Annotated in this window: 17 protein-coding genes; 4 read left to right on the top strand and 13 right to left on the bottom strand. The window is 66.4% G+C overall.

Features of this window, described 5'->3' with window-relative positions:
- Positions 1–32: 32 nt before the first annotated feature.
- From NL126_RS04825 to NL126_RS04780, 10 genes are all read right to left on the bottom strand, one after another.
- Entirely contained in the window at positions 33–2,303 is a 2,271-nt protein-coding gene (locus NL126_RS04825) for a hypothetical protein (RefSeq protein ID WP_255197785.1), read from the bottom strand.
- Positions 2,300–3,013, bottom strand: coding sequence for a DUF7504 family protein (locus NL126_RS04820; protein ID WP_255197784.1), 714 nt, complete (start codon positions 3,011–3,013; stop codon positions 2,300–2,302). Before NL126_RS04820 ends, NL126_RS04825 begins: the two co-directional genes overlap by 4 nt.
- Positions 3,014–3,107: 94 nt before the next feature.
- Positions 3,108–3,521: a pyridoxamine 5'-phosphate oxidase family protein gene (locus NL126_RS04815; protein ID WP_255197783.1), complete on the bottom strand. Its 414-nt coding sequence runs from the start codon at positions 3,519–3,521 to the stop codon at positions 3,108–3,110.
- Positions 3,522–3,617: 96 nt separating this feature from the next.
- Entirely contained in the window at positions 3,618–5,480 is a 1,863-nt protein-coding gene (locus NL126_RS04810; RefSeq protein WP_255197782.1) for a hypothetical protein, read from the bottom strand.
- A gap of 25 nt (positions 5,481–5,505) precedes the next feature.
- Positions 5,506–8,301 carry a hypothetical protein gene (locus NL126_RS04805; protein WP_255197781.1) on the bottom strand — a complete coding sequence of 932 codons (2,796 nt, stop codon included), beginning with the start codon at positions 8,299–8,301 and terminating at the stop codon, positions 5,506–5,508.
- A 51-nt stretch (positions 8,302–8,352) separates the two neighbouring features.
- Entirely contained in the window at positions 8,353–9,744 is a 1,392-nt protein-coding gene (locus NL126_RS04800; protein ID WP_255197780.1) for a sulfatase-like hydrolase/transferase, read from the bottom strand.
- On the bottom strand, positions 9,741–9,905 hold the full coding sequence (locus tag NL126_RS04795; protein WP_255197779.1) for a hypothetical protein: 165 nt from the start codon (positions 9,903–9,905) through the stop codon (positions 9,741–9,743). Before NL126_RS04795 ends, NL126_RS04800 begins: the two co-directional genes overlap by 4 nt.
- On the bottom strand, positions 9,902–11,854 hold the full coding sequence (locus tag NL126_RS04790; protein WP_255197778.1) for a glycosyltransferase: 1,953 nt from the start codon (positions 11,852–11,854) through the stop codon (positions 9,902–9,904). Before NL126_RS04790 ends, NL126_RS04795 begins: the two co-directional genes overlap by 4 nt.
- Entirely contained in the window at positions 11,851–13,149 is a 1,299-nt protein-coding gene (locus NL126_RS04785; protein ID WP_255197777.1) for an oligosaccharide flippase family protein, read from the bottom strand. Before NL126_RS04785 ends, NL126_RS04790 begins: the two co-directional genes overlap by 4 nt.
- Positions 13,150–13,174: 25 nt before the next feature.
- Positions 13,175–14,011 carry a hypothetical protein gene (locus NL126_RS04780; protein ID WP_255197776.1) on the bottom strand — a complete coding sequence of 279 codons (837 nt, stop codon included), beginning with the start codon at positions 14,009–14,011 and terminating at the stop codon, positions 13,175–13,177.
- An 825-nt stretch (positions 14,012–14,836) separates the two neighbouring features.
- Between NL126_RS04780 and NL126_RS04775 the strand changes: the two genes are divergently transcribed.
- The 3 genes from NL126_RS04775 to NL126_RS04765 all read left to right on the top strand — a co-directional run bounded on the left by NL126_RS04775 (position 14,837) and on the right by NL126_RS04765 (position 19,252).
- Positions 14,837–15,043, top strand: a complete 207-nt coding sequence (locus tag NL126_RS04775) for a hypothetical protein (RefSeq protein WP_255197775.1) — start codon at positions 14,837–14,839, stop codon at positions 15,041–15,043.
- Positions 15,044–16,095: 1,052 nt separating this feature from the next.
- The gene (locus NL126_RS04770) at positions 16,096–17,220 is read left to right on the top strand and encodes an NAD(P)/FAD-dependent oxidoreductase (protein WP_255197774.1); all 1,125 of its coding nucleotides are present in this window, start codon (positions 16,096–16,098) and stop codon (positions 17,218–17,220) included.
- Positions 17,221–17,296: 76 nt separating this feature from the next.
- Positions 17,297–19,252 carry a pentapeptide repeat-containing protein gene (locus NL126_RS04765; protein WP_255197773.1) on the top strand — a complete coding sequence of 652 codons (1,956 nt, stop codon included), beginning with the start codon at positions 17,297–17,299 and terminating at the stop codon, positions 19,250–19,252.
- Between the two features lie 200 nt (positions 19,253–19,452).
- On the opposite strand, the gene NL126_RS04760 is transcribed toward NL126_RS04765, so the two are convergent.
- Positions 19,453–22,887 (bottom strand): type IV secretory system conjugative DNA transfer family protein, encoded by a 3,435-nt coding sequence (locus NL126_RS04760; protein ID WP_255197772.1) that lies wholly within the window; start codon positions 22,885–22,887, stop codon positions 19,453–19,455.
- Between the two features lie 583 nt (positions 22,888–23,470).
- On the opposite strand from NL126_RS04760, the gene NL126_RS04755 reads away from it, so the two are divergent.
- Positions 23,471–24,910 (top strand): hypothetical protein, encoded by a 1,440-nt coding sequence (locus NL126_RS04755; protein WP_255197771.1) that lies wholly within the window; start codon positions 23,471–23,473, stop codon positions 24,908–24,910.
- A 326-nt stretch (positions 24,911–25,236) separates the two neighbouring features.
- Here NL126_RS04755 and NL126_RS04750 read toward each other — a convergent pair whose 3' ends face one another.
- Both NL126_RS04750 and NL126_RS04745 read right to left on the bottom strand, forming a co-directional pair.
- Positions 25,237–25,794: a hypothetical protein gene (locus tag NL126_RS04750; protein WP_255197770.1), complete on the bottom strand. Its 558-nt coding sequence runs from the start codon at positions 25,792–25,794 to the stop codon at positions 25,237–25,239.
- A 34-nt stretch (positions 25,795–25,828) separates the two neighbouring features.
- Entirely contained in the window at positions 25,829–26,455 is a 627-nt protein-coding gene (locus NL126_RS04745; protein WP_255197769.1) for a hypothetical protein, read from the bottom strand.
- Positions 26,456–26,483: the final 28 nt, after the last annotated feature.

Genomic DNA, 26,483 nt, shown 5'->3' with positions numbered 1-26,483 from the left:
TCAGTCCGTCACCTACGGCTCCGCTTGCGGATCTACAGTTCGATTTCATCGCTCCACCGAATCGAGATCGTCGTCTCGTCTAACTCACTCGCGAACTGGAGGGGGAGCGAATAGTGAGCACAGAACTCTTGGAGTTCTTCGGTGGGGAGTAGGAACTCGTCGAGTTTACCAGAGGATAGGTAATGTGTGTCAGACTCCTGTAAAAACGGATTGTCTATCGTTCCGAGGTTGAACGATTGGGTGGGAAAGGTGTTGAACTCGACCTTGTACCGGTCGTCATCGTATGCTGAAATGACTAGTGAATTGGGAGTTCCTCCATCGGCGTTGACGATCTCCGTCGACCCGTCCCCGACCACCAGATAGTGCCGCCCGGCGAGCGCGTCGTCCTTCACCAGTTTCAGCGCGCCGTCCAGCGGCCAGCCGGCGTTCAGCAGTCGCGAGATGTGGTGGCCGATCTCGGTCGCGATGCTGTTGTGGATGTTCTCCAGCGTGACGATGCCGCCGATGGCGCCCGCATCGACGAGTCGCTTCCCCTGCCGGAACGACCGGCAGCCGTTGAGGAAGAACGCCGAGACGCCGACGTCGTCGAGCGTTCCCGCGTCGAGGTAGCCGTCCGAGGCCTGCAGGCCGTCGGCGGTGACGTGGCCGATGTAGTGGACGAAGTCCGAGCCGGACTCGAAGACGCCGCGGAGCTCCTCGCGGGTCAGGTTCTGCTGGATGTCGACCTCGAACTCGAGGAGGTCCCGCATCCCGTAGTAGTTCCCGACCTCCAGCTCCTCCAGCATCTCGCCGTCGTTACAGACGACGGTGACGCTGATGCGGTCGGGCGCGTTGCTCCGTAGGGTCAACTGCCGCTCGTACGACGCCCGCGAGGACTTGTTCGCGCCGATAGGGAAGCCGTCGCCGACGTACGTCTGGGTGGCGCTGTCGGCGTCGTCGACGTAGAACACGTCGTCCTGACTCACGGAGTTGTGGCGACCCGGCGCCGCGCCGAAGCTGGTCTCGTCTGCCGCACCACGAACCGCGTCGGTGTGGCCAGCCCCCCGGACGAAGTCGTCGGCCGCGTCGGTCACCACGGGCGACGGCTCGGCAGCCGATGTCTCAGCGGGCGACGACCGACAGAAATCCGAGACGGCACCGTTCGACGCCGGCTCTCCGCTCGTCGCCTCGACCGACGCCGTCGCGGTGCCGTACTCGGCACACCGGAGTATCGCCAGTTCGTCGGCGAGATACGGGAGGACGGTCGCGTGCTCCAGCTCCGGGACGACGTCCGCGGTCAGTCGCCACTCGGGACGGAGCGGCTCGACGTCCTCGAGCGGCACCGAGAGGTACGTCTCCAGCTGCTCGGCGAGCGGCTGTTCGTACAGCGCCGCGAACTCGAGGTCGAGCGACGGGATCTCCGCCGCCCGCTGGCGCTCGTGGAGGTCGACCGGGTAGTAGCCCTCGACGCGGGTGAGACAGTCCAGCGTGAAGACGTGTTTGAGCACCTCCCCGACGGTCCGCTCGAACCCGCCCGCACCCGTGAGGTCGTAGCTGAATCCGGACGCCGTGACGAGTCGCGGGCTGGCACCGGGACGGACCTCGGCGCCGAGGTAGTAGGCGAGCGGCGCGACCGGGAAGATCTTCTCGGGGGTCGGCGGCACTTCGATGGCAACCCCGGTGTCCGGACGGCGCGTCCCACCCGGAATCTCCACCTCGTCGCCGAACTCGATGACGGGGGGATGGCCCCGGAGTGTCGGCCACGAGCGCTCACACGAGGTGGTCTTGAGCGCCGCACCGAACTCGGAGATGACCTCCATGAGGTCGTGCGGGTCGCGGGTCGTCGTGAGCGTTCGCGCCGGGTGTTTGTGGCGGGTGCGTGCGCCCAGATGCACCGCGTCGGCGTCCGGGAACACGAGTTCCGTCGAGTTGTCGTCCGGAAGCACCAGCACCCGGCTCTCGGCGGCGAGATACAGCTTCATCGGCGTGCTCGACAGCTCGACGACGTACGCCCCGACATCGTCGACCGATCCCGGGGATTTCGCGGCGACCGACTCGACGAGCGTGGCGTCCGGCGTCCGCACGTTGACGTTGACGCGGAGCGGAATCGAGAGTTCGTTCGTCGGGATGCGAACCGCACTGTCGACCGGGAAACACCATGGCGCCGCGTCGGTCGAACACGCCGTCAGCGAGACGTGTTCGGGGGTGAACAGCGAGAACTGCACGTCTTCGACGGGGTCCGTGACTCGGAGCCCGCGGCGCTGGCCGAGCGTCTCGAACTGCGGGTGAAACGCCGTCCCGTTCGGTGACTCGCTGTCGCTCATACGAAATCAACCCACTGCTGCTGGAGGTTCAGTTCGGGGTACGGGGTGTGCCAGCGACACTGGACAGGATGGCTGCCGTCCTGTCTGATCTCCACGCGGGCGTCGGCGGTGGTGCGGAACGCCTCGACCGTCCGGTCGGTGTCGGCGAGCGGGCAGTGAATGTGTGCCATCCCGTCGTGCCGCCGGGTCGCCGAGGCGATGCGGTCACAGAGCGTGACGGCCGCCTCCAGCCCGGCCGTCTCGACGAGCGGGAGGATCGAGGTGACGCCCACCCGGAGCTCTCCCGGCTGGGTGACGGTCGCCGCGAGGTCGTCGATGGCGTCTGTCACGGCCGACGTCAGCGCCGTCAGGTCGTCGTCGATGGTCGGGCCGGCGGTCGCCGTCGACTGGGCGGCCGTAGCGCCTCGGGTCGGCCGGCTGGCCGCCACGACTGCGACGTTGTTGTCGCCCACCTGCGCACCAGTCGGGAGGTAGCAGGCCGGGTCGAACGCCTGGTCGGTGCGGACGACCAGGCGCCGTCGCGGACGCTCGCCGTCGGTCGGGAGGGTCGTCCCGAACAGCTGCCGCGAGGCGTGCTGCTGGACCCACTCCGGCGTCTCGCCGGTGACGAGCAGTCCTGACCCGTGCTGTTTGAGGTGCGCGAGGTACCCCTCGAACGAGGACGGCCGGCGCTCGGATGGGGCGTCCACGTCCGATGGGTGTTCGCGCATGGCTATGTACATCCTCACGCCGCCAGTATTTAAATCTCCGCGGGCGGTTTCCGACGCTGAGAACGGTGTTTGCGTCGCCATGGAGGGATCGCGGCTACGCGTAGACGTTCCACGCGACCGATCCGACGGTGACCGCGAGCAGTTCGTAGTCACGACCCGAGTCGTCGGTTTCGGACTCACCGCCGTCGGTTGCGGCGCCGTCGTACCGGTCGTAGATCCAACTTTCGGCCCACGCGACCCGGTCAGGGTCCTCGACGACCGTCGCGTGCCCGAGCAGCGTCACGTTCCAGTCGACGTCACCGCCGCGCGCCGACTCGATGGAGAGCGCTACCCGTGGGTTCCGCCGGACGTTCGCGAGCTTCCGACCACCGGTCGCGAAGTAGACGGTTCCGTCGCGGTAGCCGTACCAGACGGGCGCGACGTGCGGGCGGTCGTCGACCGACGTCGCGAGGTGTGCGCTCACCGGGGCATCGGTGATGAGTGCCTCGACTTCGGGAGGAACTGGCATGGAGAAGTTAGGCCGTGCGAGCAAAAGGCTTGCTCGCCGCCGGCGCCTCGTGGGCACGTCAGTGAGTACGGCGGGCCTGGCAGTCGAGTGCGGCGTTCACGGGTGCGGCCGCTGACGCCGCCCGGCAGCCAACGCGCCCACCGTCGCCAGCGACAGGAGTCCGCCGCCGAGGAGCGCACCGGTGGGAACCGGTGGTCCCATCGCTGGCCACGCGTCAGCACGTGCCGGCTCGAACGCCCGATTCTCGAACACGACGAGGTGGTCGCCCTCCGAGACGACCGCAAGGTCGGTCTGCTCGCGCAGGAAGGCGTATTGGGGGTAGTCGGCGGCCTTCGAGAGGACGACGTACTTCACGCCGAGCGGCGCGACGCGGCTCCCGAACCGGTTGCCCTCCCGGTCTTCGAGCAGGCTGCGTAGCCGTTCGTGTGTCGGGTCGGTCGCCTGACTCCCGACCCCGACCTCCGGGTCGCGGCTGTTCACCACCGGCGCGTCGAAGAACAGCGGTGCGGGCGAGGCGACGATGCCGCCGGTCCACTCGTACTCGAGATACTGGTGCCACGGGAGATACAGCACGCGGTAGTCGCCGCCGTCGGCCGCGAAGCGGTCGTCAGCGGCGTGCCAGTCGTCGGGGTACTGCGTCGGCTCGAACGCCCCCCAGAAGCCGGCGACCATCGGGAACGTGTAGGCGAGCGGGAGCGCAATCACGGCGACGGCGAACGCGAGCGCCACCCCCCGCCGGAACTGCTCGCGGTCGGGTCGCCAGCCGCCCACAGACGGCTGGCGAGCCGCGAGTGCCGCGTCGAGTTCCCCGGCGAGCTGTGTGACGCCGCGAGCGCCGAGCAGCGCGTACGCGAGTGCGACCAGCGCGACGAACTTCCCGGCCTCACGCATCCCCGCGCCGATGGGCGTCGCGGCCACCGCACGGAACAGCGGGGCCGAGAGGTCGGTCGTCACCCCGAGCCCGAGGACGCCGCCCACGACAGCCGTCAGGACGAGGCCGTCGGCCAGCGTGTCGTCGCTCCCGAGCCAGCCGTACACTGCGACCCCGAGCAACAGGGCGAACAGGCCGACGACGACCCACAGCGGGACGAGGTCGAACGGGTAGACGTAGCCGCCGCGCCAGAAGCCGTAGAGCATACTCACCGAGAGCGGGACGTTGCCGGCGACGGCGCCGCGGGGACTGAACACGACGAGGTCGGCGCCCGTCACGGTCGCGAGCTGTGAGGTTTCCCCGACGAGGGCCACGAGCGCCGGCAGCAGCCAGTAGGCGTTCACGCTTACCGCGAACCCGCCGAACCGGCCGGCTCGGGTGAGCGCGACACGGCCCTGCTCGCGGACGACCGGGACCAGCACGAGACCGCCGGCGACCGCGAGCAGTACCGCCACGTGCGGATCGAAGACGGCGACGAGCGTCGCCCAGCCGACCGCCCGCGTCGGCCGTGACCGCTCGCCGGTCACGTACCGATAGAACGAGACGACCGCGAGCGGCAACACGGCGTAGCCGAGCGCGACGTACCACTGGCCGGCGAGCAGTCGCACGTAGACGAACGGGTTGACCGCGTAGAGCGTGCCGGCGAACAGCCGCGCAATCGGTCGCTGGCCGTCGGTCGCCGTGTACGCGGCGTAGCCGGCTCCCGCGACCGTCCCGACGAGGACGGCCCGCTGGACGAGCCACTCGGGAACGACGAGCGCGAGCGCGTCCAACAACGCGACGAACGGGAGCCGGCCGTAGTAGAGTGGTCCCTTGGTGTCGAGCGCGAACTGCAGGTGTGAGCCGCGGGGGGCGAACACCATGTCGAGCTGGAGGAGGAAGCCGCCGCCCAGCGTCGGCAGGAACGCGGCGACGCCGAGTGCGAGGAAGAACGCGGCGGCGAGTCGCTCGGGGGTCGCCACCGCGGTGACGCGCGGCGCGAGGCGTCGCGCGGGCGGGCGGGCGGGTCGGTCGCCGTCGTCGGTCATCGAGGCGGTACGGTGGGGGTAGTGGTCATGGGCCGAGTGGGTGAGTCGAACGGGTGTCGCTGCGTCGGCGGACGACCAGTTCGGCGGCGAGCAGCGCCAAAAGCGTGCCGGCCCACGCCGCGAGCCACAGCCAGAGGACCACCGTCCGGAGCCCGCCGCCGGACCACTGAATCTGGCTGGCGTCGGTGTCGGTGAAGCCGTTCGCCCAGCCCTGTGCCCGGAAGTGGGTGCTCTGCTGGGGGGCGACCCACCCCTCGTCGTACGAGGTGTGGACGACCGTCACCGGCGTCTCGTCGAACGTCCCGACGACCCAGTAGTCGAGGACAGTACCTGCGGCGGTCTCGTGGGTGACCATACGCGCGTCGTCGGGCACCCGTGCCGGCCGTTCGCCATCGTCGAGTCGGACCCCGGCGCCCTGTCGGTAGGTGTCACTGAAGACCAGCGGCCCGTCGAGGACGGTTTCGGCGTCGACGATGCGGACGTCGGCGTCGGCCGCGGCGGCCGTCTCGGGGTCGAGGTTGACGGCGACGGTCGTCGCGTTCGCCGGCGGGTCGTCGGTGCCGTCGACGACGACACCCGGGATGCCCGCGGTGTTCGCTTCGAACCCGGTCGCCGCGGGATAGCTGGTCTCCCGGAGACGCACCTCCTCGATGCGTATCGTGCTCGAGACGTTCGGCTTGATGCGGACCGAGAGCGTGTCGCCGGCCGCCGCCCGGACGACCGGGAGCGCCGACAGCGGGACGACCTCCTTCCGGACGAGCGAGTCGGGCGACTTCTCGCCGTCGTACCAGTAGAGCGTGGCGACGCCCGCCCCGGTCGCATCGACCCCGAGCTGATACGGGTAGCCCTCGCGTACGGTGAACCCCTGTGCGATGGGGAGCTGCTCGGCCGACTCGTTGACCGTCAACTCGGCCGCGGTCTCCTCGTCGGTGGCGACGAGTCGGGTCTCCCGGCCGGTCGTGTTCGGGGGCGTCCACCACCCCTCGAAGCCGTCGTCGAACGAGGGATTCGCCACCAGGTTCTCGCCCTCGATGGCGACCGACACGTTCGTCGGGTAGACCGCGGCGTGGAGGCCTTGGCGCTCGACGACACGCTCCTGCTCGTCGACGCCCACGACGCGGTAGACGCTGAACTCGCCTGACTCGAACGCCAGCTCGTACGCTTCGGAGTCGTCGAGCCGGGCGTCGAACGCCGCGGGGTCGCCGAACAGCCACGGCGACCCCCACTTCGACTGGACGCGGGGCGTCCCCTCGCCGTAGTCGTCCGGCGGGTCGGACTCCACGACGACGTACTGGACGCCGAGGTCGGTGAGGCGGTCGTGGACGGGGTCGCCGGCGGCGACGTCTTCGAACAGCGTCGTGACGTAGCCGGCGTTGGGTATCCCCTGGACGACGCCGCCGCTCTTGATGCCGACGTGGTTCGGATAGGTGTCGCGCAGTCGGAGCTGCGTCGTGTAGCCGTACGGGACCCACAGCACCCGGCCGTCGAGGTCGTCGGCGACCTGGTCGTACTCGGCGGGGACGGTGTAGTCGTCGCCGCGGACGCCATCCAGCCCGAACGCGCCGGCAGCAGGCATCGCGTACGCGACGAGCGAGAGCACCAGCAGGCCAACGAACGCCGCCCGGAGTACCGAGTCGCCGCTGGCCTCGAGTCGTGCGGCAGCGTCGCCGAGTTGACGGCGTGGCCCGGTCGACCGTCCGGCGAGCGCCGTGCCGGTGAGCACCGCCTCCACGCCCGCACCGAACAGGAGACTCATCGACAGCAGCAGCGGGTACTGGAGCTTCGTCGGGTTGCGGACCGACCAGAACAGCGGCACGGCGTCGAACAGCGGGTAGGTGAGTTCGAGGCCCGTGGCGACGATGAACAGGACGCAGCCGCACGCCGTGACGACGTAGACGGTGAGCCGCTCGCGACCGATAGCGAGCAGTGCCATCGCCGGCACCACCAGCCCGATCGCCATCGTCGGCTCCGTGTTGTAGCCGAGTTCGTTCATCGCCAGGATGCCGTGGTTGCCCGCGAGCCGGACGACCGCGAGCGGGTCGGCCTGCGCGTAGTTCCACTCCAGCGTCCTCCGGAGGACGGCGTCACCCTCGCCGAACCCGGCCGCCCGCTGGAGGATGTGGTGGACGTTCGGCAGCGACAGCAGGACGCCGAGCAGACCCATCGTGACGAATTTCACGAGCTTCCGTGGATCGTCGCGAGCCCGCAGGGCGAAGTAGACGGCGAACGGGCCGACCATCCAGAAGACGAGCCACGGGACGACGGCCGTCGCGCCGAACACCATCGCGCCGAGCAGCACCGGTCGCCACTCGTCCCGTTCGTCGACCTCGTAGAGGAAGTGGAGAACGAGCGGGTAGCCGGCGAAGCCGATGAGCGTACTGACGCCGCCGTTGACGAACTCGCCGATGGTGAGCGGGTTGATGGCGTAGACGCCCGCCGCGAGATAGCGCGGTGCCGGTCGCTCGACGAACCGCCCGGCGAACACGAGGAACGTCAGGAAGCCGGCGGGGACGAGCGCCAGATAGAACAGGTTCTGTCCGAGCGCGCCGCCCACCGAGGTGACCGCGCCGAGGTACGCCGGCATGACGTTGTAGATGTACGGAAAGCCGAGTTGCTGGGCGTGCCACGTCCCGGTGAACTTCTCGAACGCCCGCAGCCCGTAGTAGGGGACGAGGTCGCCGAACGCGTACAGCCGGCCGAGCGTGATGTCACGGACGAGAAACAGGTAGACGAGGAGGAACCCACCGACACCCGCGGCGTGGGTCGCGACCGTCTCGCGGGAGCCGTCGGCGACCGACCGGCTCGGCCGCGGGTCGGTCATGCGGCGCCCTCCGCCGGCCCGGCACCCGTACTCGCATCGAGGGGGTACGACTCAGACATAGCCGAGGTCCTCCAGTCGTTGCTGTGCCATCCCCGAGACGCGGCGTTCGGGGTGTTCGCCGTCCGGCCACGCGGGGAGCGCCTCGAACAGTCGCGCCTCCACGTCCTCGGGGAGGTCGGTCGGCTCCTCGTCGGGAAGACTGAACCCGACGGCCGCGTCGTCGCCACGCGAGACGACGAGCTTCCAGTCGTCCACGTAGGCGGCCTTCTTCTCGTGGCCGTACCGGCAGGCTTCGACCAGCGGGATGCGGTCCTCGGGCACGCCGCGCAGGAGTGACGAACCGGTCGCCGGAAGGGCGTCCTCGCACCCGAGGGTATCGAGGAGCGTCGGCGCGACGTCGACGAGCGAGGCGGGGGCACCGTCGAGCCGCAGGTCGAGCCCGTCCGTGACGAGCGGGACCCTGGCGATGGCCTCGTAGGGCGTGCCGCCGTGGTCGATGCCGTAGGCGGGCCGCGAGTCGACGAACGTCTCGGCGTCGAAGGCGGCGTGTTCCCACAGCGCCTCGCCGTGGTCGGCCGTGACGAGCAGCGCCACGTCGGCCGGGAGCCGGTCGTGGAGGGCTGCGAGTCGGTCGTCCACGTAGGCGGCCGCCGCCCGGTAGAGCCGGCGCCGGTGGTCGCGGTACCGCTCCCCCTCGGGTCCGGGGTCAGGCGTCTCGCGGAACCGCCAGCGGCTGAGCCCGTCGATGGTCGGGTCGACGTCGAAGCGCTCCCAGTACGACTCGGGTGGCTCGACGGGTTCGTGGAGGTCGCCGAGGTGGAGATACGAGAACGTGCGCTCGTCGGCGTGGTCGTCGACCCAGTCGGCGAAGTCGGGGAGGACCACGTCAGCGGGGGCGTCGTCGTACAGGGCGTGTCGCTCGAACCGACCGCCGAGTGCGAAGAAAGGCATGTGGAACGCGAACGCGCCGTAGGTCCGGTAGCCGGCCGCCGCGAACAGCTCCGGGAGCGTCGGCTCCTCGGTGGCGAGCGTCGGCGGGACGACGAGGTCGGTCGCCCCGCGGTCGGCCGCGTCCGACTGCCGCATCGAGCCGTGCTGGTGGGGGTAGCGGCCGGTGACGAGCGAGGTCACGGCCGGGAACGTCCACGGGGCGGGAGTGATGGCCTCGCCAGCCAGTCGGGTGGCGAGGAACGGCGTCGTCGCCGGATCGACCGCGTCCGCCCGGAGGGCGTCGACGACGACACAGACGACGTGCCGCGGGGCGTCGGCAGCCGGCTGGCGGGACTCGCGGTCGCGGCGGCGGAACTCGCGGTCGGCCCGGGCGGTCTGCACCCGGTTGTACGGCCCGGCGAGCCGTCGCTTGACGCTGTCCGGCAGCCGCTGGACGACCCGGCTCACCACCGCCCCGGCGACCGCCCCGCCTGCCGAGCCGTCGTCGGTCATGGGTTCCACACCCGGAAGACGGGCGTCGAGCAGTCGGCACAGACGACCGCGCGGGTGTCCTTGTACGGCCGGCGTTCGAGCCGGCCCGAGCAGCTCTCACGGGTACACGTGTCGCCGTCGAGCCGGTCGAGGAGCTCCGGGCCGGTCACTCGCTCGGTCACGGTGCGTCACCCCCGTCGTCGGCGGTGGCTGTGGCTGCCGTGTCGCCGAACAGCTCGACGATGCGGTCGGTCGTCTCGGCCATCGTCACCTCGGTCCCGGCCGCGGCGTTCTCGCTGGCGAGCGCCTCTAGCTCGCCGTCCGCGTGCCAGAGGTCGACGACGCGTGCCGCGAGTGCCTCCTCGGAGCCAGGCTCGACGAACGCGGCCGCGCCGCCCGTCTCGACCGTCGAGGTTCGCATCCCCTCGTTCTCGAAGGCGACGACGGGTTTCCCGTAGGACTTCGCGAGCTGGAACACGCCGCTGACGCCCGTGCAGGTGTGATACGGCATCACGACGAGCGACGCGTCGTTCCAGACGCCGTCGAGGTCGTCCTCGTCGACGTAGCCGGTGAACTCGACGCCGGGGATGTCGCCGAAGCGCGCTTCGAGTTCGGCGCGGTGGTCCGGGTAGTCGGGGTGCGTCCCACCGGCGATGACGAGTTCGGCGTCCGGCACCTGCTCGCGGATGCGCTCGAACGCCCCGACGGTCGTCTCGATGTCCTTCGTCGGGCCGAGGAAGCCGAAGACGAGCAGGCGGAGCGGCGTCTCGATGGCCGGCACACCGCCGTCGGCCCGCTTGAACGTCCCGTGGGGGACGTGGACGGGGTCGCCGAGCGGGTAGCGCTGGTCGAGGATGTCGCGGTACTCGTCGGCGGTGACGGTCGTCGCGTCCGAGAGCAACACGAGCTGGGTCGCGAGCCGGGCGCCGAGGCGTTCGAGCCGGCCGACGTCGGCGTCGACCTGGTCGTCCTCGACGATCTCGAGCAGGTCGTGAAGCGTCGTGACGACCGGGGCGTCGAGTGTCGCCCGACACAGCGGCGGCAGCGCGAGCCCGAGGAACCGGTAGGCGTTCGTCGTCCCGAAGTACGTCATGTGGAGGTTGAAGTGGACGGCGTCGTACGGCTCGCGACGCAACTCGCCGAGGATGCGCTTCGCCGCCGGGAGCGAATCGCGTTTCCACACTCGCTTGACGGTGTAGTTCGAGCGCTGTTCGACGCGTGGGGCACCCTCGGTCTGCCGAGCGAGCACCGTCACCGACACGTCGTCGCGAGCGCCGTACGCCGTCGCGAGCTCCTCGCCGTACTCGGCGAGGTGGCCGCGGTTCGGCGGGTGCGAACTCACCAGCGCGAGCCGGAGCGGTCCGTCATCGGTGTCGTCCGTGTCGCTCGCGTCGACCGAGCCGTTGAGCCGCCAGAGCGAGCCGAACAGTTTGGGGACGTCACGGCCGACCCGCACGTCGCTGTCGCCGGGGTCGTTCCACTCGATGGGCACCTCGGTGACGCCGAACCCCTCGTTGTACGCCCGGGCGAGCAGTTCGGTGTCGAAGGCGAACCCGGCCTCCGTCATCTCCGGGGCGACCTGCGCCCACACGTCGCGGCGGAACGCCTTCGCCCCGCACTGGAAGTCCGTCACGGGAACGCCGGTCACCCGGCGGGCGAGCCAGCGGTAGCCCCCGCCGAGCGCCCGGCGGAGCGGTGACTGGCCGGCGCGGCAGGCGTCGTCGGTGTCCCGCGAGCCGACGGCCACGGCCGCGGCCCCGGTCTCGACCTGCCGGTAGATCTCGTCCAGGGCGTCGACGCGCACCGCGCCGTCGGCGTCGACGTAGCCGACGACTGCACCGGTCGCAGCCGACAGCCCCGCCTGGAGGGCACCGCCCTTGCCACGGCGCGTCCGGCTGACGGACAGCGTCACCCAGTCGTGGGTATCGAGGCGGGCCGCCGCCGTCCGGGCTGGCTCGTCCGGCTCGTCGAGACAGACGACGACCTCGTCCCAGCCGTTCGATCGCAGGCGTTCGACGAGGCCGGTCCAGACGGCCGGCCGTTCGCAGTACACCGGGACGACGACTGACCGTGTGGCGTCGCGTCCGGGGGGCAGCTCTCCATCGCGCGTCTCTGTGTGTGTATCACTCATCGGTCGAGATCGAGTTTGACGAACGCGAGTCCGGCGAGGAACAGCACGGCGTTGGCAGCCAGGACGAGCTGAACGACCTGGACCATCGACGCGTGGAACACCCAGATGAGCGCGAGTTCGAGGACCGAACCCGCGGCGAACAGGTAGACGAACCCCATCCGGTCGCGTGCGAGTTGGAAGTTGAGGACGATCACCGCCAGCACGACCGCGAGCACCGCGAGCCCGTACCAGCGGACCAGCGGCGCGGCGGCGAGGTAGTCGGCGCCGAAGACGACCCGCAGGACGGGCTCGGCGGCGAACCAGTACACCGTGGCACCGACGACCCCGACGAGCGCGGCGTACGCCAGCGCCCGGTCGAACAGGTCGTCGAGCTGGTCGGTCGCCGCGGCGGCGTGGTCGGCCGTCACCTTCGGGAACAGCGCGGTGCTGATGCCCATCGGGAGGAACACCAGCACCTTCCCGAGCACCGAGGCGGCGGTGTAGTAGCCGGCGTCGGCCGCCGGGAAGAAGTGGGTGACGAGCACCACGTCGGCGTTCGCGGGCACCGTGAGACAGAACCCGGCGAGCGCCGCGGGGAACACGTACCGGTACGCCCGGCGGTACTCGAAGCTCGTCGTTGCGGCGCTCGCTCGGCCGAGTCGCCAGTGTAGGTAGGCCGTGGAGGCCACCAGCACCACCAGCGAGCCGAGGGCGACGGCGCCGAACGCGCCGTAGAGCCCGAAGCCAGCGAGCACGAGCGCCACGCCGAGGCCGAGTTTCACGCCGGCCTGGACGACCTTGAAGCCGCCCAGCGCGGCGAACTGCTGGAGGCCCTGGAGCGTCCCCTGGTTCGCCGTGAGCACGAGCTCGATGGCGATGGCCGCCGCGACGGCGACGACGGGGAGCGTCGACTCGATGCCGAAGAACGCCGTGATGGCGGGACTCGCCGCGACGAGCGCGACGAAGCTCACCCCGCCGAGGACGACCGAGCGGCCGAGGAAGCCGCGGTAGAACGCGGCGCGGTCGTGCGGGCCGTCGAGCTCCGCGGCGAACCGGGAGGCGCTGAACCGGACGCCCCGCCCGACTACGTGCAGCAGGTAGAACAGCGCGAACAGCGCGCCGAACACCCCGTACTGCTCGGCCCCGAGTGCACGGCCGACGAACACCTGGAAGCCGTAGTTGAACGCGCCAGCGAGGACGGTCGCCGCAGCCATCAGTCCGCCGTGGTGCAGCAGCTCGTCGGCGCTGACGGTCCGCCAGGTCCGGGCGATTCGACTTGTCAGTCGCTCTACCGAGAGCGTATCCTGATCCGGCATGGATGCCGTCGGAGGGAGACCGGGGTTACCGCCCCACGGTCACTGACTGGAGCGAACCGACGCCACCGGCGATGGCAGCCTGTCCCGGCGGGTCAGACGGAGCCTTTCCGTTGTTCCCGTTGTCGGTCGAGGGGCCGTGGTCGGCGTCGTCGTCGACGCCGTGCGCGTCGTCGCCAGCGTCCTCGTCGTCAGCGCCGTCGACTCCGCCGTCGTCCGCTGCGTGGTCGACGTCGCGACCCTCACCTCGGTCGGGGGGGCTGACGCTGCTGGGGACGTTCACGTCGAAGTCTTCGACGTTCGACTGGAACTGCCCGGTCTTCGACGGCGTGTTTACCGCGAGGAACAGTTCGTAGCTGCCGTGTTTCAGCGCCTTCGAGCTGAAGGCGATGTCGTAGGTGAACGTCCCGTTCGTCGAACCGTAGCCGTAGCCGAACTCGACGCGCTCGTCACCGCGACGCTCGTCGTAGCCGTAGCTGTAGCCGTAGCCGGTGTCCGTCGTCTGCTCGACGAGCGTGATGTCGAGCGACTCACGGAGCTGCTCGATTCTGATTTCACCCTGGCCCACGGTGCCGTTCTCCGGGGAGATTCCCAGGACGGTGCCGTCCGGGGCGAAGGTGACCGTCACCGACTCCTCGGGAGAGTCCGCCGGCTGGATGGTCAGTGTGAAGTTCTCGATGGGGACCTGCTCACCGTCGCGGATGTCGAGCGTCGACTGGAACTCGACGATGTCCGGGCGGTCGACCTCGTCGGGACCCGTGACGGTCGTCTCGACCGCCGCCGACGCCCCGGCGAATGCGATGAGTGATACTATGAGAGCCGATACTATCGCTACCGTTACCAGTTGCTGTCTGCGTGCGTACATGTAACCCTACTCGTATTTTGTTTTCTATCGCGGCCTGGTACCAAATTGAGGCACGGTTACTGGGTAATTAAAGGTTTCCACGAGGCGGACAGATGTCTGACGCGGACGCGCAGTCTCGAACCGAATCGTGCCGCAGTATGGTGGTTTTGGAAACACGCCGTGCCGTGAGTTCTCGGTCGAGATTCGGAACTGACAGCCAGCGAAACGCACCTGATTCTCGTGGCCGATTCGAGCTGGAACTCTCGGTTATCTGCCAGAATTATTATCTGTCTGTGTAGCGGTAGCTACGTCTTCGTATCAGAACTGGTGTGGTAGCGACCGGAGTAGGGTTGGTACCAGGCCGCCCCACACCGACTACGGGTTTAATCCCCGGCTATACAAAGCTTCTGCCTCAAATACCAGCCGAATTCCGTTGGCGGTGGCTGGCCCGAATCACCGGGTTCGATTCCCGTCCGATTTGCGGACGTATCGGCATTCAGTATATGACTCGAAATTGGATACGTTTGTCTTGAAGAGCCGGGTATCTACGGCTTTCTGACTTCTTGTATAAGGGGACACAGTATAAACCCAGAATGGCGTTATCAGCGTATGAGAAAACGCCCGCAGCTCTGCGGGGGCGACCCCCGGGTAGGAGTTGATGGAGGCAGTCAGTTGGTCAGTCAATGCGTTCGAGTGGGCGTTACTCAGCGACCGGAACGACGAATGTGGCCTCCGTCGGCCCGCGCTCGCTGGCGACCGTGACGTCGAACGCAACCGCGAGCGGCGTCGCCTCGCCGACGTGGCTCCATGCAAGACCATTATCAACATCCGGGGAGACGGTTGGGCATGGCTGGTGAGTTCGACCCCGGGTTCGCGCTGTTTCTGGGCGGGTTTGTTTGTCTCCTGTTTCTGCTCGGAGCAGCAGCGGCGTATCTCACCGTCCCGGGAGACACAGTCCTCGGCGGCTTGGCTGTCGCGCTGGCTGGACTTGGGCTCGTGTTCTTCTTACTCGGGGCGCTGATTGCAGGCGTTCTCTGGCTCGTCAGTGACTGAAGCAATCGCCGAGATGAGGAGAGTAGTTCCACCGGAAACGAAGGCCGCTATCCAAGCTGGTGCTCGAGGCCAATTAGCGCCCAGCTCGACACCAGACCCCGTACACGCTGGACGCAACGCCTCTATTTCAAGAATTCATCAATTCGTCCCCACCAACGACCTGCATTTCGTGTGTACAGCCACCCAGACATCCGCTAATATCCTGTGTAGAAGCCGTATGTACGGCACTAAGTAATTGAGGACCACTACCCAGTCGAACGACCAGCGAACCCAGCAGTAAGTGAACCGTCATACACGTGGCGTAGCAGCCGTCTACTAGCTAGTTTCCCATCGAGAGCGACCACACAAGGACCCCGAGTCATTGGTCGGCAACCGAAGTACCCCTCCGAAACGGTGTACACACCAGTAGCAGCCACTCTGTCGGCAGATATCCAGTATACAACGGCCACGGTCGAAGAACGGCGAACGTAGCCGTATGCAGCTATCTACCGCAGGATATCGGCGGATACACCACTGCATCCAGATTCGAATTCGGTGGTCGTCGAGCTTCTCGAAGGCTCCAATTCGACGGATACACACCATTCAGGCGGCTGTATTCGGCAATGAGTTCGACAGGAACCAGCCAATGATAGTGAGACAGATCGGTCGTCTCGGGCTCGCTACCACCGGAATCCGTCTTGGTGGTAGCCACCTTGGACAGCGTCGTTTTGTTGCATTACGGCCCCGTATCACGTACACAGACTGGGTAGACACACTAAGCGGAGAGATTTGGGTGGGTACGGCCCGACCGACCCGCCGATCCCGGCCGTATCCGTTACAGACACTGGAGAGACGGACGCAACGGCGTGTGTACGTCACGCTGGCGGTCCCGAGTGCCACTCATCGAGGGGTGCCATGCGCACCCACCACCGCTTCCACTGGAAGCTGCTCTCGAAGGCTCCCGCCCAATCGACATCTCTGATACAGCGTAAACTGTGCGACTCGATTCCGTTTCGATGAACTAGTGGGTAAAAACCGCTAATACGCGGCCCCCGGAATCCGTATGTATTCAGATGACCGAGCAGGTGCTAGTGGTCGGTGGCGGTGTCATTGGGTGTGCGATCGCTCGGGAGCTCGCCCCCGAGTATGACGTTACGGTACTCGAGAAGGACGGTATCGGCCACGGGGCGTCCGGCCGAGCGGCCGGCCTCGTGACGATTGCGACGGCGTACGCCGGTCACGACCGCATCGTCGATCACGCGTTGGAGTCGTTCCACGCGTTCGACGGGAACTACGGGTTCCGGTTCCACGATGCCGAGAGCCTTGAGTTTCCGTCTGAACGGGGACCACTCCAACAGCAGGTCGAAGAGCACCGCGAACAGGGCGTTGCCGCCGAGTACGTGCCTGCAGAGGATGCCACCGCCCAATATCCGATGTTGAACGTGCCGGAGGGGGGCTACCTCAGGTTCGACCGCACCGGGTGGGTAGTGCCCTCGGAGTTCACCGAGGCGGTACGTCGGAGCGCGACCGACCGCGGCGCAGCCTTCGAGACGGGAGTCGAGGTGACGGACTTGGCCGTCAACGGGAGGACGGTGACGGCCGTCGAGACCGATGTTGACACCCGCGAACCGGACCGCGTTGTGCTGGCCGGCGGATGGCAGTCGCCCGCACTCGTCGATGGCCTCGTCGACCTGCCGGTACGGCCGTACTGGACACAGTGTGTCGAACTCGGGGCGGACGTCGACCTCTCTGACGTCCCGATGGGGTGGCTGCCGGATCCGGACGTCTACTGGCGGCCGACCCGCTCGGGGACGCTGTTGCTCGGCGGCGGGTCAGCGTTCCCGGACGACCCGGCCCACGCTCCGACCGATGAGGCGGCAGCATTCCGTAATCGCATCGTCGACCTGTTCCCCCACGTCGTCGACGACACCAGCGGCGCCCACTACGTCCAGGGCTGGGCGGGCGTCGACGGCGCGACGCCGGACACCTACCCCATCATCGACGTACCGCCCGAGGGCCCTGAGAACCTGATTGTCGCGACCGGGTTTCACGGCCGCGGCATCATGAGCGCGTTCACCGCCGGTGCCGCCGTTCGCGGCCTGCTAACCGGCGAGTCGCCCGTCCCGACCGCCCCGTTCAGACTCGACCGATTCGACTCCCGGTCGACCGACTTCGAATTCATCAGCGTCAGCGCCTGACTGGCGGGCCGTCCCACGCCACCCGATTCGACCCACTTGCTTTTTGTTGCCCCCTTGCCAGGATGGGGCAGAGACGATGGTCGACCTCGACGCACACGTAACGGACCTCACCGGCGACTGCACGTTCTCACGGTCGCTCGACGACACGACCGATGGGAACGATGATTCGGTGAGTGTGTCCGGTGCTGGCGCGGCGATGGCCACGACCGGGTCGACGTGGGCGTGCCCGCGAGGAACGCTCGGTGGCCACGACCGCTGTCTGTTCCACCTCACGACCACAGAGCGGGCCGACCTGGACATCACTCCCGATGCCGTTACCGACGCGTTCGTGACCGCGGCACGGACTGAGGGGCCAGCGGTCAAGCAGTTCCTCGGAGCCGACCTCAGGGAACTGGACGTGAGCCACCAGCGGCTCGCAGCTCCGGACAACTATCCGATTGACGTGCGATACGCGACGGTCGACGGCGAACTGGCGCTCACGAACACCGACCTCAAACAGCCACTTCGGTGTGATCACGCTGACCTGGGAGCAGTCACCATTACGGGCTCGCGAGTTGACGCAGGGTGTCACTTCGAGTACGCCCACATCACGGGAGACGTCACCCTCCAGAACCAGTTCGACCGTGACCTCGTGTTCAGCGAGGCAACCGTCGAAGGTGACTTCCGGGCGGTGCCGGCGATGTTCGAACTGGGGCTGGCATGCACGGGCACGACGTTCCGCGGTGATGTCGAATTCTACGCCGATTTCAACGACGAGCCGACGTTCACCGACGCCGTCGTCGAGGGGAAAACTACGTTCTTCGTCGATATCAACGCCGACTCGTACTTCAAAGACGCCACGTTCGAGGGGCCGTTCGACCTTTACGCGGCGTTCACAGGATCGGCGCGGTTCAACGGAGCGACGTTCCGTGATCGCTTCGACTTCTACGGTCGGGTCGACGCAGACGCACACTTCCCGCGGGTGACGTTTGAGGGTCCGGCAGCGTTCTTCCGGACCGGCGAGGAGGGGCGCGCCACGCGGTTCTACCAGCTCGCCAACTTCGACGGCGCGACGTTCGAAGACGTCGCCGACTTTACCCGCGTGGAGTTCGTGGGGAGTACCGACTTCGAGGGCACTACCTTCGAGGATATCGCCCGGTTCGACGATACGCGATTCGAGCGACGAACGCGGTTTGTCGATGTCACGTTCACGGACCAGCTCCGCTTTCATGACGCCGTGTTCACGGGGACGCCAGTGTTCGAGCCAGCGCCGCTGTCGACCCGGCGCGTCATCGACTTCACGGATGCCCACCTCTCGGCTGGCCGCGTGAACGTCGAATCGGGCGACCCGGTCGTGTTCGACCTCACCCGCACGGTGGTCGGCGAGGTCGATGTGGGAGGAATGGCCGACGGTTCAGTGTTCGACCACTTCGTCATCAACCGGACCGACTTCGAGGGATTCGACTTCTCTAATCATCGTCTCGAACTCGCCCGTCGGGACTACGCCGTTCACGACACCGCCGACCGAGCCGCGAACGTCGGCACCGACGGCGGCACGCCGTCGATGACTGCCGAGGACCTCGAAGTGACCTACCTGAAAGCGAAGAACGGGGCGAAAGCCATCGACGAGAACGAGGCCGTCTCCCAGTTCTTCCTCCGGGAGATGCGGTACCGGCGGCGACGCCACCTCCTGGCGATGCGGGCCGGCGACGGGCTCCGCGAGCGGCTCCGGGGCGCCGGCCGGGCAGTGACCAACCTCGTGATGGGCAGCACCTGCGGGTACGGCGAGCGGCCGTGGCGGGTCGTCGCTGCCTCCATAGGCGTGGTCGCGTTGTTCGCGATCGTGTACGGCCTCGTCGGTGCGCTGACGAGCTATGAGCCGTCAGCGGTCGGCTACGCCATCTTGAGTACCGAGACGTTCGTTGCGCTCGTCCTCGGGTCGCCCCAGATCACGAACCCGAGCGTGAACCTGCTCACGTCGGTCGAGGCGTTCTCCGGGGCGTACTTCATCGCCCTGTTCGTGTTTACGCTGACCCGATCGATCCGTCGATAGCATCGGCCGGCGGGATACTCCCCTCGTCGATACATGGTATCGTCGAGGTTTCAGTAGAAGGGTCAGCTTTGATTGCGGTTGGCGATTCTCCCCGATACCGTCCCCTGCCTTCGATCAATCGAACGGATACAGTTGCTCGCGTGGACATCTCACTGAATCTTCTCGGTATCCACCAGCGAATTGATTTTTTCAGCTCCGTTCTATCCCAGGTCGAGCGCGTCGGTGAGCTGGGTGACCGTCCGCACCTGTGAGAAGCCGGGCTGGTCGATCGTCCAGCGACTCGGTGGCGAATTCTCACTGTAGGTCTTCTCGACGCGAGGCTCACCAGCCGCCGGGTCGTTGAGCGCTCCGAGTACCTCGTGAGCAACCGACTGCTGGCGAACGACCCAGATCGCCTCCTCGGGGTCGGCGGCCGCCATCTTGTCGTAATCAGCCGGGACTGCCTCCTTGAGGTCGTTGTTCGAGCGCTCAGCTTCGAGCGCGACGACGACATCGCCATCGGCATCGAGTCCGACCGCATCGAACCGGCCCTCGCCATCCGGACAGTCGACGTACGACCGCGCCTCGACGACCGACGATTCGGGGTCGTCACCGAATGCCTGCTCGATGTAGCGCCGGCCGAGTTCGACCAGCACCGTGTGGAAACTCGACTCCGCCACGTCGCCCGTGCCGTGCCCGTGGGTATCGCCCTCGCGGTGCGGTTCGTGGAGGACATCTCGCCCCTGGTGGGTGACGGTGTAGAGCTGATGGAGATAGTCGCCGTCGTCACGGAGCAGGCCGCGGTCGATGAGTTCCTGCACGGCGTCGTCATCGAGCCCTAGATACGTCTGCAACAGATCCATGCTATCGCGAAGGATGTCGTATTCGAGCGGGTCGAACTGGCCGTGCTGGGCGCTGTACACCGCCTGCAAGAACAGCAGTTGCTGGAGCGAGCAGTCGCTGTCGTGGCGTTCGTTCGGGCGGAGCGTCAGTGGGACACTGCAGATCGGGATGTTGTCTCGGTCGACATCCGTGAGGGCGTGACAGCACTCGATTGCTCGGCGGACGCCGTCGATCGACGCGTCGTAGCGTGCCTCACACGCGGTGCAGACGACGGCGTGGGCCAGCTCGTCGTAGTCGAGACAGTCCGGGAAGCGGGTCGTGTGCGGGAGCGCCGAGGCGACGTGGTCGAACTCGTCGTCGGAGCCACTGCCCTGCTGTGGTATGTCCCCGTCGAGCGAGAGCCCGTGTGCATCCCGCGTTCGCTCCTCGACGGCGTCGAGGACGGCGTCGAACGCCGTCTCCCTCGCCGCCGAAAGCGACTCGCCCCCCTCCGGGTGACCGGGAGGCAACGGCAACGACTCCATGACGAACGGCTGTGGCCGTGGCTCACCGTACGGCGCCGGGAGCGACGCGAGCCACTCGCCCCGCGAGAGCGCCCGGAGCCGATTGGCCACCTCGTCGGCTGGCATGTCGGCCGTTGCAAGCCGCTGCTGGAGTTGTGTGTCGACCGCGACGTTGCCCGTGACGATCGAACCGACGTTGTTCATCACCTCGTCGTACGCCCGCTCATCGGCTGCTCGCAACTGCCCGGGGAACTGCATCGCGAGCGTGACCGAGAGCCCGAACCCGCGCGACTGTGACAGCAGATCCGAGAGGAGGTCCGAGACCGCGAGACTCGCCGCCTCTTCGAGATACAGGTTGACGAGCGGCGGCTCCTGTGTGTGCTGTTTCCGGCGTTGCAGCGCCGTCCAGAGCTTCGAGAGCAACACGAGCGTGAGCGCTCGCTGGCTCTCGCGGCGGACGCCACCGAGGTCGAAGATCACGACCGCGTCCTCGTCGAGGACATCGCCGAAGTCGAAGGCAGGGTCGTCCTCACGCGGGACGTGATTGAACAGGCGATTCAGTCGGTCGTCAACCGTGATCTTCTCCATCCGGCTCGCGACCCCCTGCATGATGGCGTCGAACGACCGGGCGTCGTTCTGCGTGATGCCATCGAGTAGCCGCCGGAGGTCGTCGTCGCCCAACTGCGGGGGCGTCTGCTCGGTCTGGAGTTGCGTGACAGCGTGTTCGAGGTCACGGTGGGTGTACGCGTCGGCGCCGTAGTCGGCGTCGAACAGCGCCTTCACGAGATAGCGGATAACGTCCGGTGAGCGAATCGCCGTGTCGAAGTTTTCCTCGCCCGCCACTCCCCGAAGGATCTCGATGTAGTGGTCGACGATATCCTCGATGGCGCTCGTGCGCGACCGGCCAGCAGCGAGCTGGTCGCGGATGTCGAAAACCGAGACCGCAGGGAGCGTCTGCGAGCAGTCGAAGTAGTAGACGTTCTCGAGGGTGCCGTACTCGGCGAAGTGCGCTCGCAGGTACTCGGTGGGCATGCCGTCGCCCTTCGGCGCGATGAGGATGTCCGCACCGTCGGTCGCGGCGTGGTTCCCGAGGATGGCGTTCTCGAGGAGGCTCGTTTTGCCGGCGCCGGTCTGCCCGAAGATGGCTTCGTGGAGGGGCTGGAGCGGCGGGGGGAGTTGGATGTCGGTGTCGAGCAGCGAGTCGTCCTGTGCCTTCGGGATGCCGAGCGGCATCCCGGTGTCGTAGTACGCGAGTTTGTCTTCGTCCGGGGGCGTGATACCCGTGCGTTCTCCGGGGACGGCTCGCAGTGCTCTGCGGGCGGTGTCGGTGAGCGAGGCACCGTCGAACAGACAGAAGTGTGGGACGGTCGTCGAGTCGGCGACGATCTGCGGGGAGTTGTTCGGCGCGAACGGGAGCGTGTGTTTGAGCGTGTTCGTGAGCGTGTCACCGTCTTTCTGTGTTCGGGTTTCAACGAGTTCCGGGAGCGTGTCGGGGTCGGTGTCGATGGTGGCACGAATATCGTAGAAGTCGCCGCCGATGGCGTTGAACGTCGCCGCGAGGTCTCTGATGGCCGGCTCGGCGTCTGGGCCGCTTGCGATGAGGCGGGCGTTGACGTTGAACGCGTTCCGGCTGGATTTCGCGAGGATGGCGTCGATACGCGTGCCCGGGATGCTCCCCGCGTCGCCGCGTCTGTGAGCGGAGCGTCTGGGTGAGTGGCGTTCGTCCTCGTCGTCGTCGACGGGGCCGAAGAGGAGCCTGAACAGGCGCTGGCCGTACGTGTCGCGGTTCTGGTCGATGCGTCGAACGCGGTATTCAGCGTCGGCTGACCAGTCGGGTTTGGGTTCGAGCAGTGCCTGATAGACGACCGTGCTATCGGTCTGGGCCATCCCCTGGACGATGGATTCGAGGGGGAGGTTCGGGGCGGCTTCGACTCTCGCGGTGTCGTGTTGTTCGGGGGCGTCCGAGAGTGCCGGGGGTCGGAGTCGGGTTTGCCAGTCCTGGTTGCGTTCGCCGATGCCGTGGAACTCGGCTGTGGTTGGGTTGTCGAGGTCGGGGAGTGGATCCTCGTCGACGTACTCGATGGGGTAGCTGTCGGGCGTGAGTCGGTCGAGAATTCGGTAGAGCGTATCGCGGGTTCCTGGGGTGGTTCCGAAGTAGTAGCTGACTTCGTCGTCGGTGGCGATCAGGAGACACTCGATCGGCTGGTAGTCGAGCGCTCGGTGGAGCTGTTCGAACTGGCCAGTGATGCGATCTACAGGGAGAGGGTCGTCACTCGGGCGGACGCGAAGATACGCGTGCTCAGCTGGCATTGGATTCAGGTATTTTGCGTTGGTAAAAATGCTTGACTATTGTTGTGAAATATACGGTAGTGGGTAGCCGTGAAAGCCCCCGGACGCTCGTGGGCTGCGGCTCGCTGCGCTCCTCACGTCGTTGCGGTGCTTGTGTCGCCTCGCTCCACGAGCGCCCGGCCCCTTTCAGTCCCACCCGGATGTGTGGGTTGGCTCGCGCCGAGAGACAATTCTTGACGAGTTGTCCAGTGTTTATTACGGATGGTACGAGTGTTCAAAATGGGGAAGCGACTTTCAGACTGTCCACCTGGGACTTCGCATCTGACATTCCAACCCCTGGCCCCCGCTTCCCCGCTTTTTCGACTTCGACACTGGTAGGGCGTTCGCAAGTCACGGACATCCGAGTTCGCTCCGACCACAACGATGTCTGGCCCAGAGCCACCCGGACAGTTGCTCAGTAGCGGCTGAGACCCTTTCCAGCATTGCGCATCTCGAGAGGGGCCGCTAACGCTGTATCTCCACTGCTGATGCAGTAGTAAGCGCTGTTGACTCAAACAGCCGCTATCTGGCCAACCATTATACCACACAGGGGTGACAGTCGTCCATGACGAATACTGGGGATTCTACGGACGCTGCGACGGACCACCGGTTCGGACCCCGGCAGCGGGAACTCCTTGACGGCTGGGCGAAGACGGTCTCGAAAGCGGCCAGCGGCGTCGCCTACGACTTCACCACACCGGACCCACGCGAGACGCTACTCGCAGACTTCCAGACGTTTCGCTCGTCTCCCTCGAAAGAGGCGTTCTACTCCTTCTGGAGCACTGACGGGCTCCAACGAACGACGGTGTTCGGCGCGTATATCCTGAACCAGTGGGACGGTGACGTCAGTGATCTCGCCTCGTTCCTGACGACCGTCCGAGAGGCCGACACCTGGGACCCTGAGTGGGCGGACCTCATCGCCAGCGAGAGCTGGCTGTTCGAGTTCTTCTCTCGAACCACCCCGGAACTCCCGGTTGTCGACTCCCAGACGCAGTCACTGCTGCGGAAGTTCGGACTCCGCGTAGGTGGTGATTTCAACTCCTCGCTGGCCGGGATGGAAGCATTCACCGAAGCCTATCGTGCTCACGTCGGCCACGCAACCGCGTCGACCGACCACGAGGTATCGATTCGATGTGAGATAGACGAACTGTTCGAACTCATACTCGGCTGGTCGAATGAAGATCTGGCCCCACGACTCCTCGGTCGCTCGAAACCAGTGTACGAGCCGCTGATTGGATGGGAGGGGACTGCCGACGACGGTGGCCGTATCGAGTTCGACACCGACCTCGTCGACAGGGCCTTAGCCGAGTACGCCGCCGGCGTCGCGGCCGGGGCATACGGGGAGGGGGATAGCGACGGCGAGTACGATGCGTACTGGTGCGGCAACTACGAGGAGGCCTGGACCCACCAAGCAGCAGCGGCGGTCAGCAATGCCCTCACCTCTGAACTCGACGGTACCGACCTCTCACCGGACGATCTGGAACGGGTCATCGAGGTGTACGATACCGGTCACGGGGTCATCTCCTCACCGGTCATCGAGTACCTGCTGGGCGGCCGCGGCTGGGCGACGTGGGGACCATTCAAAGACCACACCCGAGAACATTCCGAGACGGCCGCACTCGTACTCTCACGGCTCTTTGACCACGAATGGAGTTACGTGACCGGCCGGTTGGACGTGTTCAGATGGTTCTACGAGGACGCCGAGAACCTCTCCGCCGACGGCACACTGATGCGGCTGGCGACGGGGCTGTTGATGCTTGCGGCGCCGGACGACTACGTGATGTACCAGTACTCCCGGGCGAAATCCTTCTTTGCGGACGTGTGCGTCTCCGAATTCACCGTCGATACTGGGTTCGACACGACCCAGTATCACCACATCAACGTGGCCGCCGCAGAGCTCCGTGACCGGCTTCAGGACCACTTCGATGACCGTGCGATCGAGCGGCGCGCGACGATGGTCGACATCCAGGCCATCTTCTACTTCTGGCACGAAAATCCGCTCTGAAGCCACCCACTTCGTTCTGTACTCGATCGCCAAGCCTGAGGGAACAGATAGTGGGTGCCGTCAGCGAGGGCTCGTTCATGCTGAACGCCAGAACCCAACCCGGATAATTCCTCCCGCGTATCGGGAGGTCGTCCGGCTTCATTAGTTGTTCAGGCGTGTCACTCTGGCCGCCCTGCTCGCCGCTGCCGCCTTCCGGTGAGCAGAGTTCACCGACGTCCCGCTTCCTGCGTTCGCGGGACCTCCGCGTCGCTCGCGACCAACCATTCCGGGTTGTCGTGATCTTCCTTTAAGACTGTGCATCCTACGGCGGCGACCGCGGAGCGCACCTACGTCTGTAGGTCGGTTATCTGTCGGCGTGCGATTTCGACGGCCTGTTCGGGCGGTCCGCCGTACGACACGACGTGGACGATCACGTTCCGATACGTGACGATCGCGTGTGCTTCGTCAGAGAAGGTGACGAGACTCCCCGTATCACCGAAATCGAGCCGTTCGACAGTCGCATCATGTTCATCGGTGTACGTCTCGACGAGCATCTCGTGGTCAAACACCGCACCGTCGATCGTCTGCCGGCGCGTCAGGCCGATAGTGACCTGATGCGAATACGAGCCATCCTCCTGGACCTGGTAGTTGACACTCTGCCCGCTCTGTGTCTCTCGGGTCGTGGGGTCGGTGAAATTGTAACTGGAGCCCTCCGATAGCGACGTGGGTTCGAGCAGTAAATCCGCTGGCTCATCGGTGAGTTTCTCTCGAGGCGTTGGGGATGGTGTACCACCGATTCGTTCGAATTCCTCGGGAACCGGTGACTGACCGATGCATCCCGCTGTGAGGGCAGCCGCACCAATCCCAACCGCAAGAAAGCGACGGCGGGTCGAGCGACGTTGCATAGGCAATTGCCGACCGGCGGTCGTATTAATCCCCCTACGAGGGTCTCTCGTTTTCGAATGCGGTTTCGAAGGCGCTCTCTAGTTCTCTCGTTCGGTCGGGCTGGGCGAAAAAGATCCAAACCGTTTGGTCCCTGGGTATCTGCGGAGTCACGAACCGCTTGTCTGTATCGTACCGTCCTACGACAGCATTCATGAAGTCCATCAAGCCGCCCACGTCACAGTAATCTCCAAAGTCGCGCATCCGGGCCGTACATTCCCAGTCGTCTGTCTTGGCGACCAGTCGTGGGCCGTCATCGGTCCGTGGGTACGCAGTTGGTTCGACGGTGAAGGAAACGCCATCCAACAGCCCGTCCGTGAGTGCAACCAACTCCGGGATTCGTTTCCGGTAGCCTTCATCCCACGGCGAAGGGCCTTCTGTGTCAAAGGAGAGGTACTGATTGGTTTCACTGAGCGCACTCAATGCCAGTTGTGGCCCACCTATCTCGACTGTATAGTCTGGGTCATCGAACTCGGCTCGCCAGTCAGCCAGGACCTGGTCGTATATGTCTGTGATCGCCTCCGTTTCGATCGGCTCAACGGCGTCCTGGGCAACAAGATGGTCGAGGAATCGGGTAGCGGCTCGAACGGTCAGCGCCTTCGAGTATCGGTCGTCCGAGGCCATTGATGACTGATGAACAACACGTCGTATA

It is taken from the genome of Halorarius litoreus (assembly GCF_024362405.1).
Taxonomy (GTDB): domain Archaea; phylum Halobacteriota; class Halobacteria; order Halobacteriales; family Haloarculaceae; genus Halorarius; species Halorarius litoreus.
This window is presented reverse-complemented; position numbering and strand designations above follow the sequence as displayed.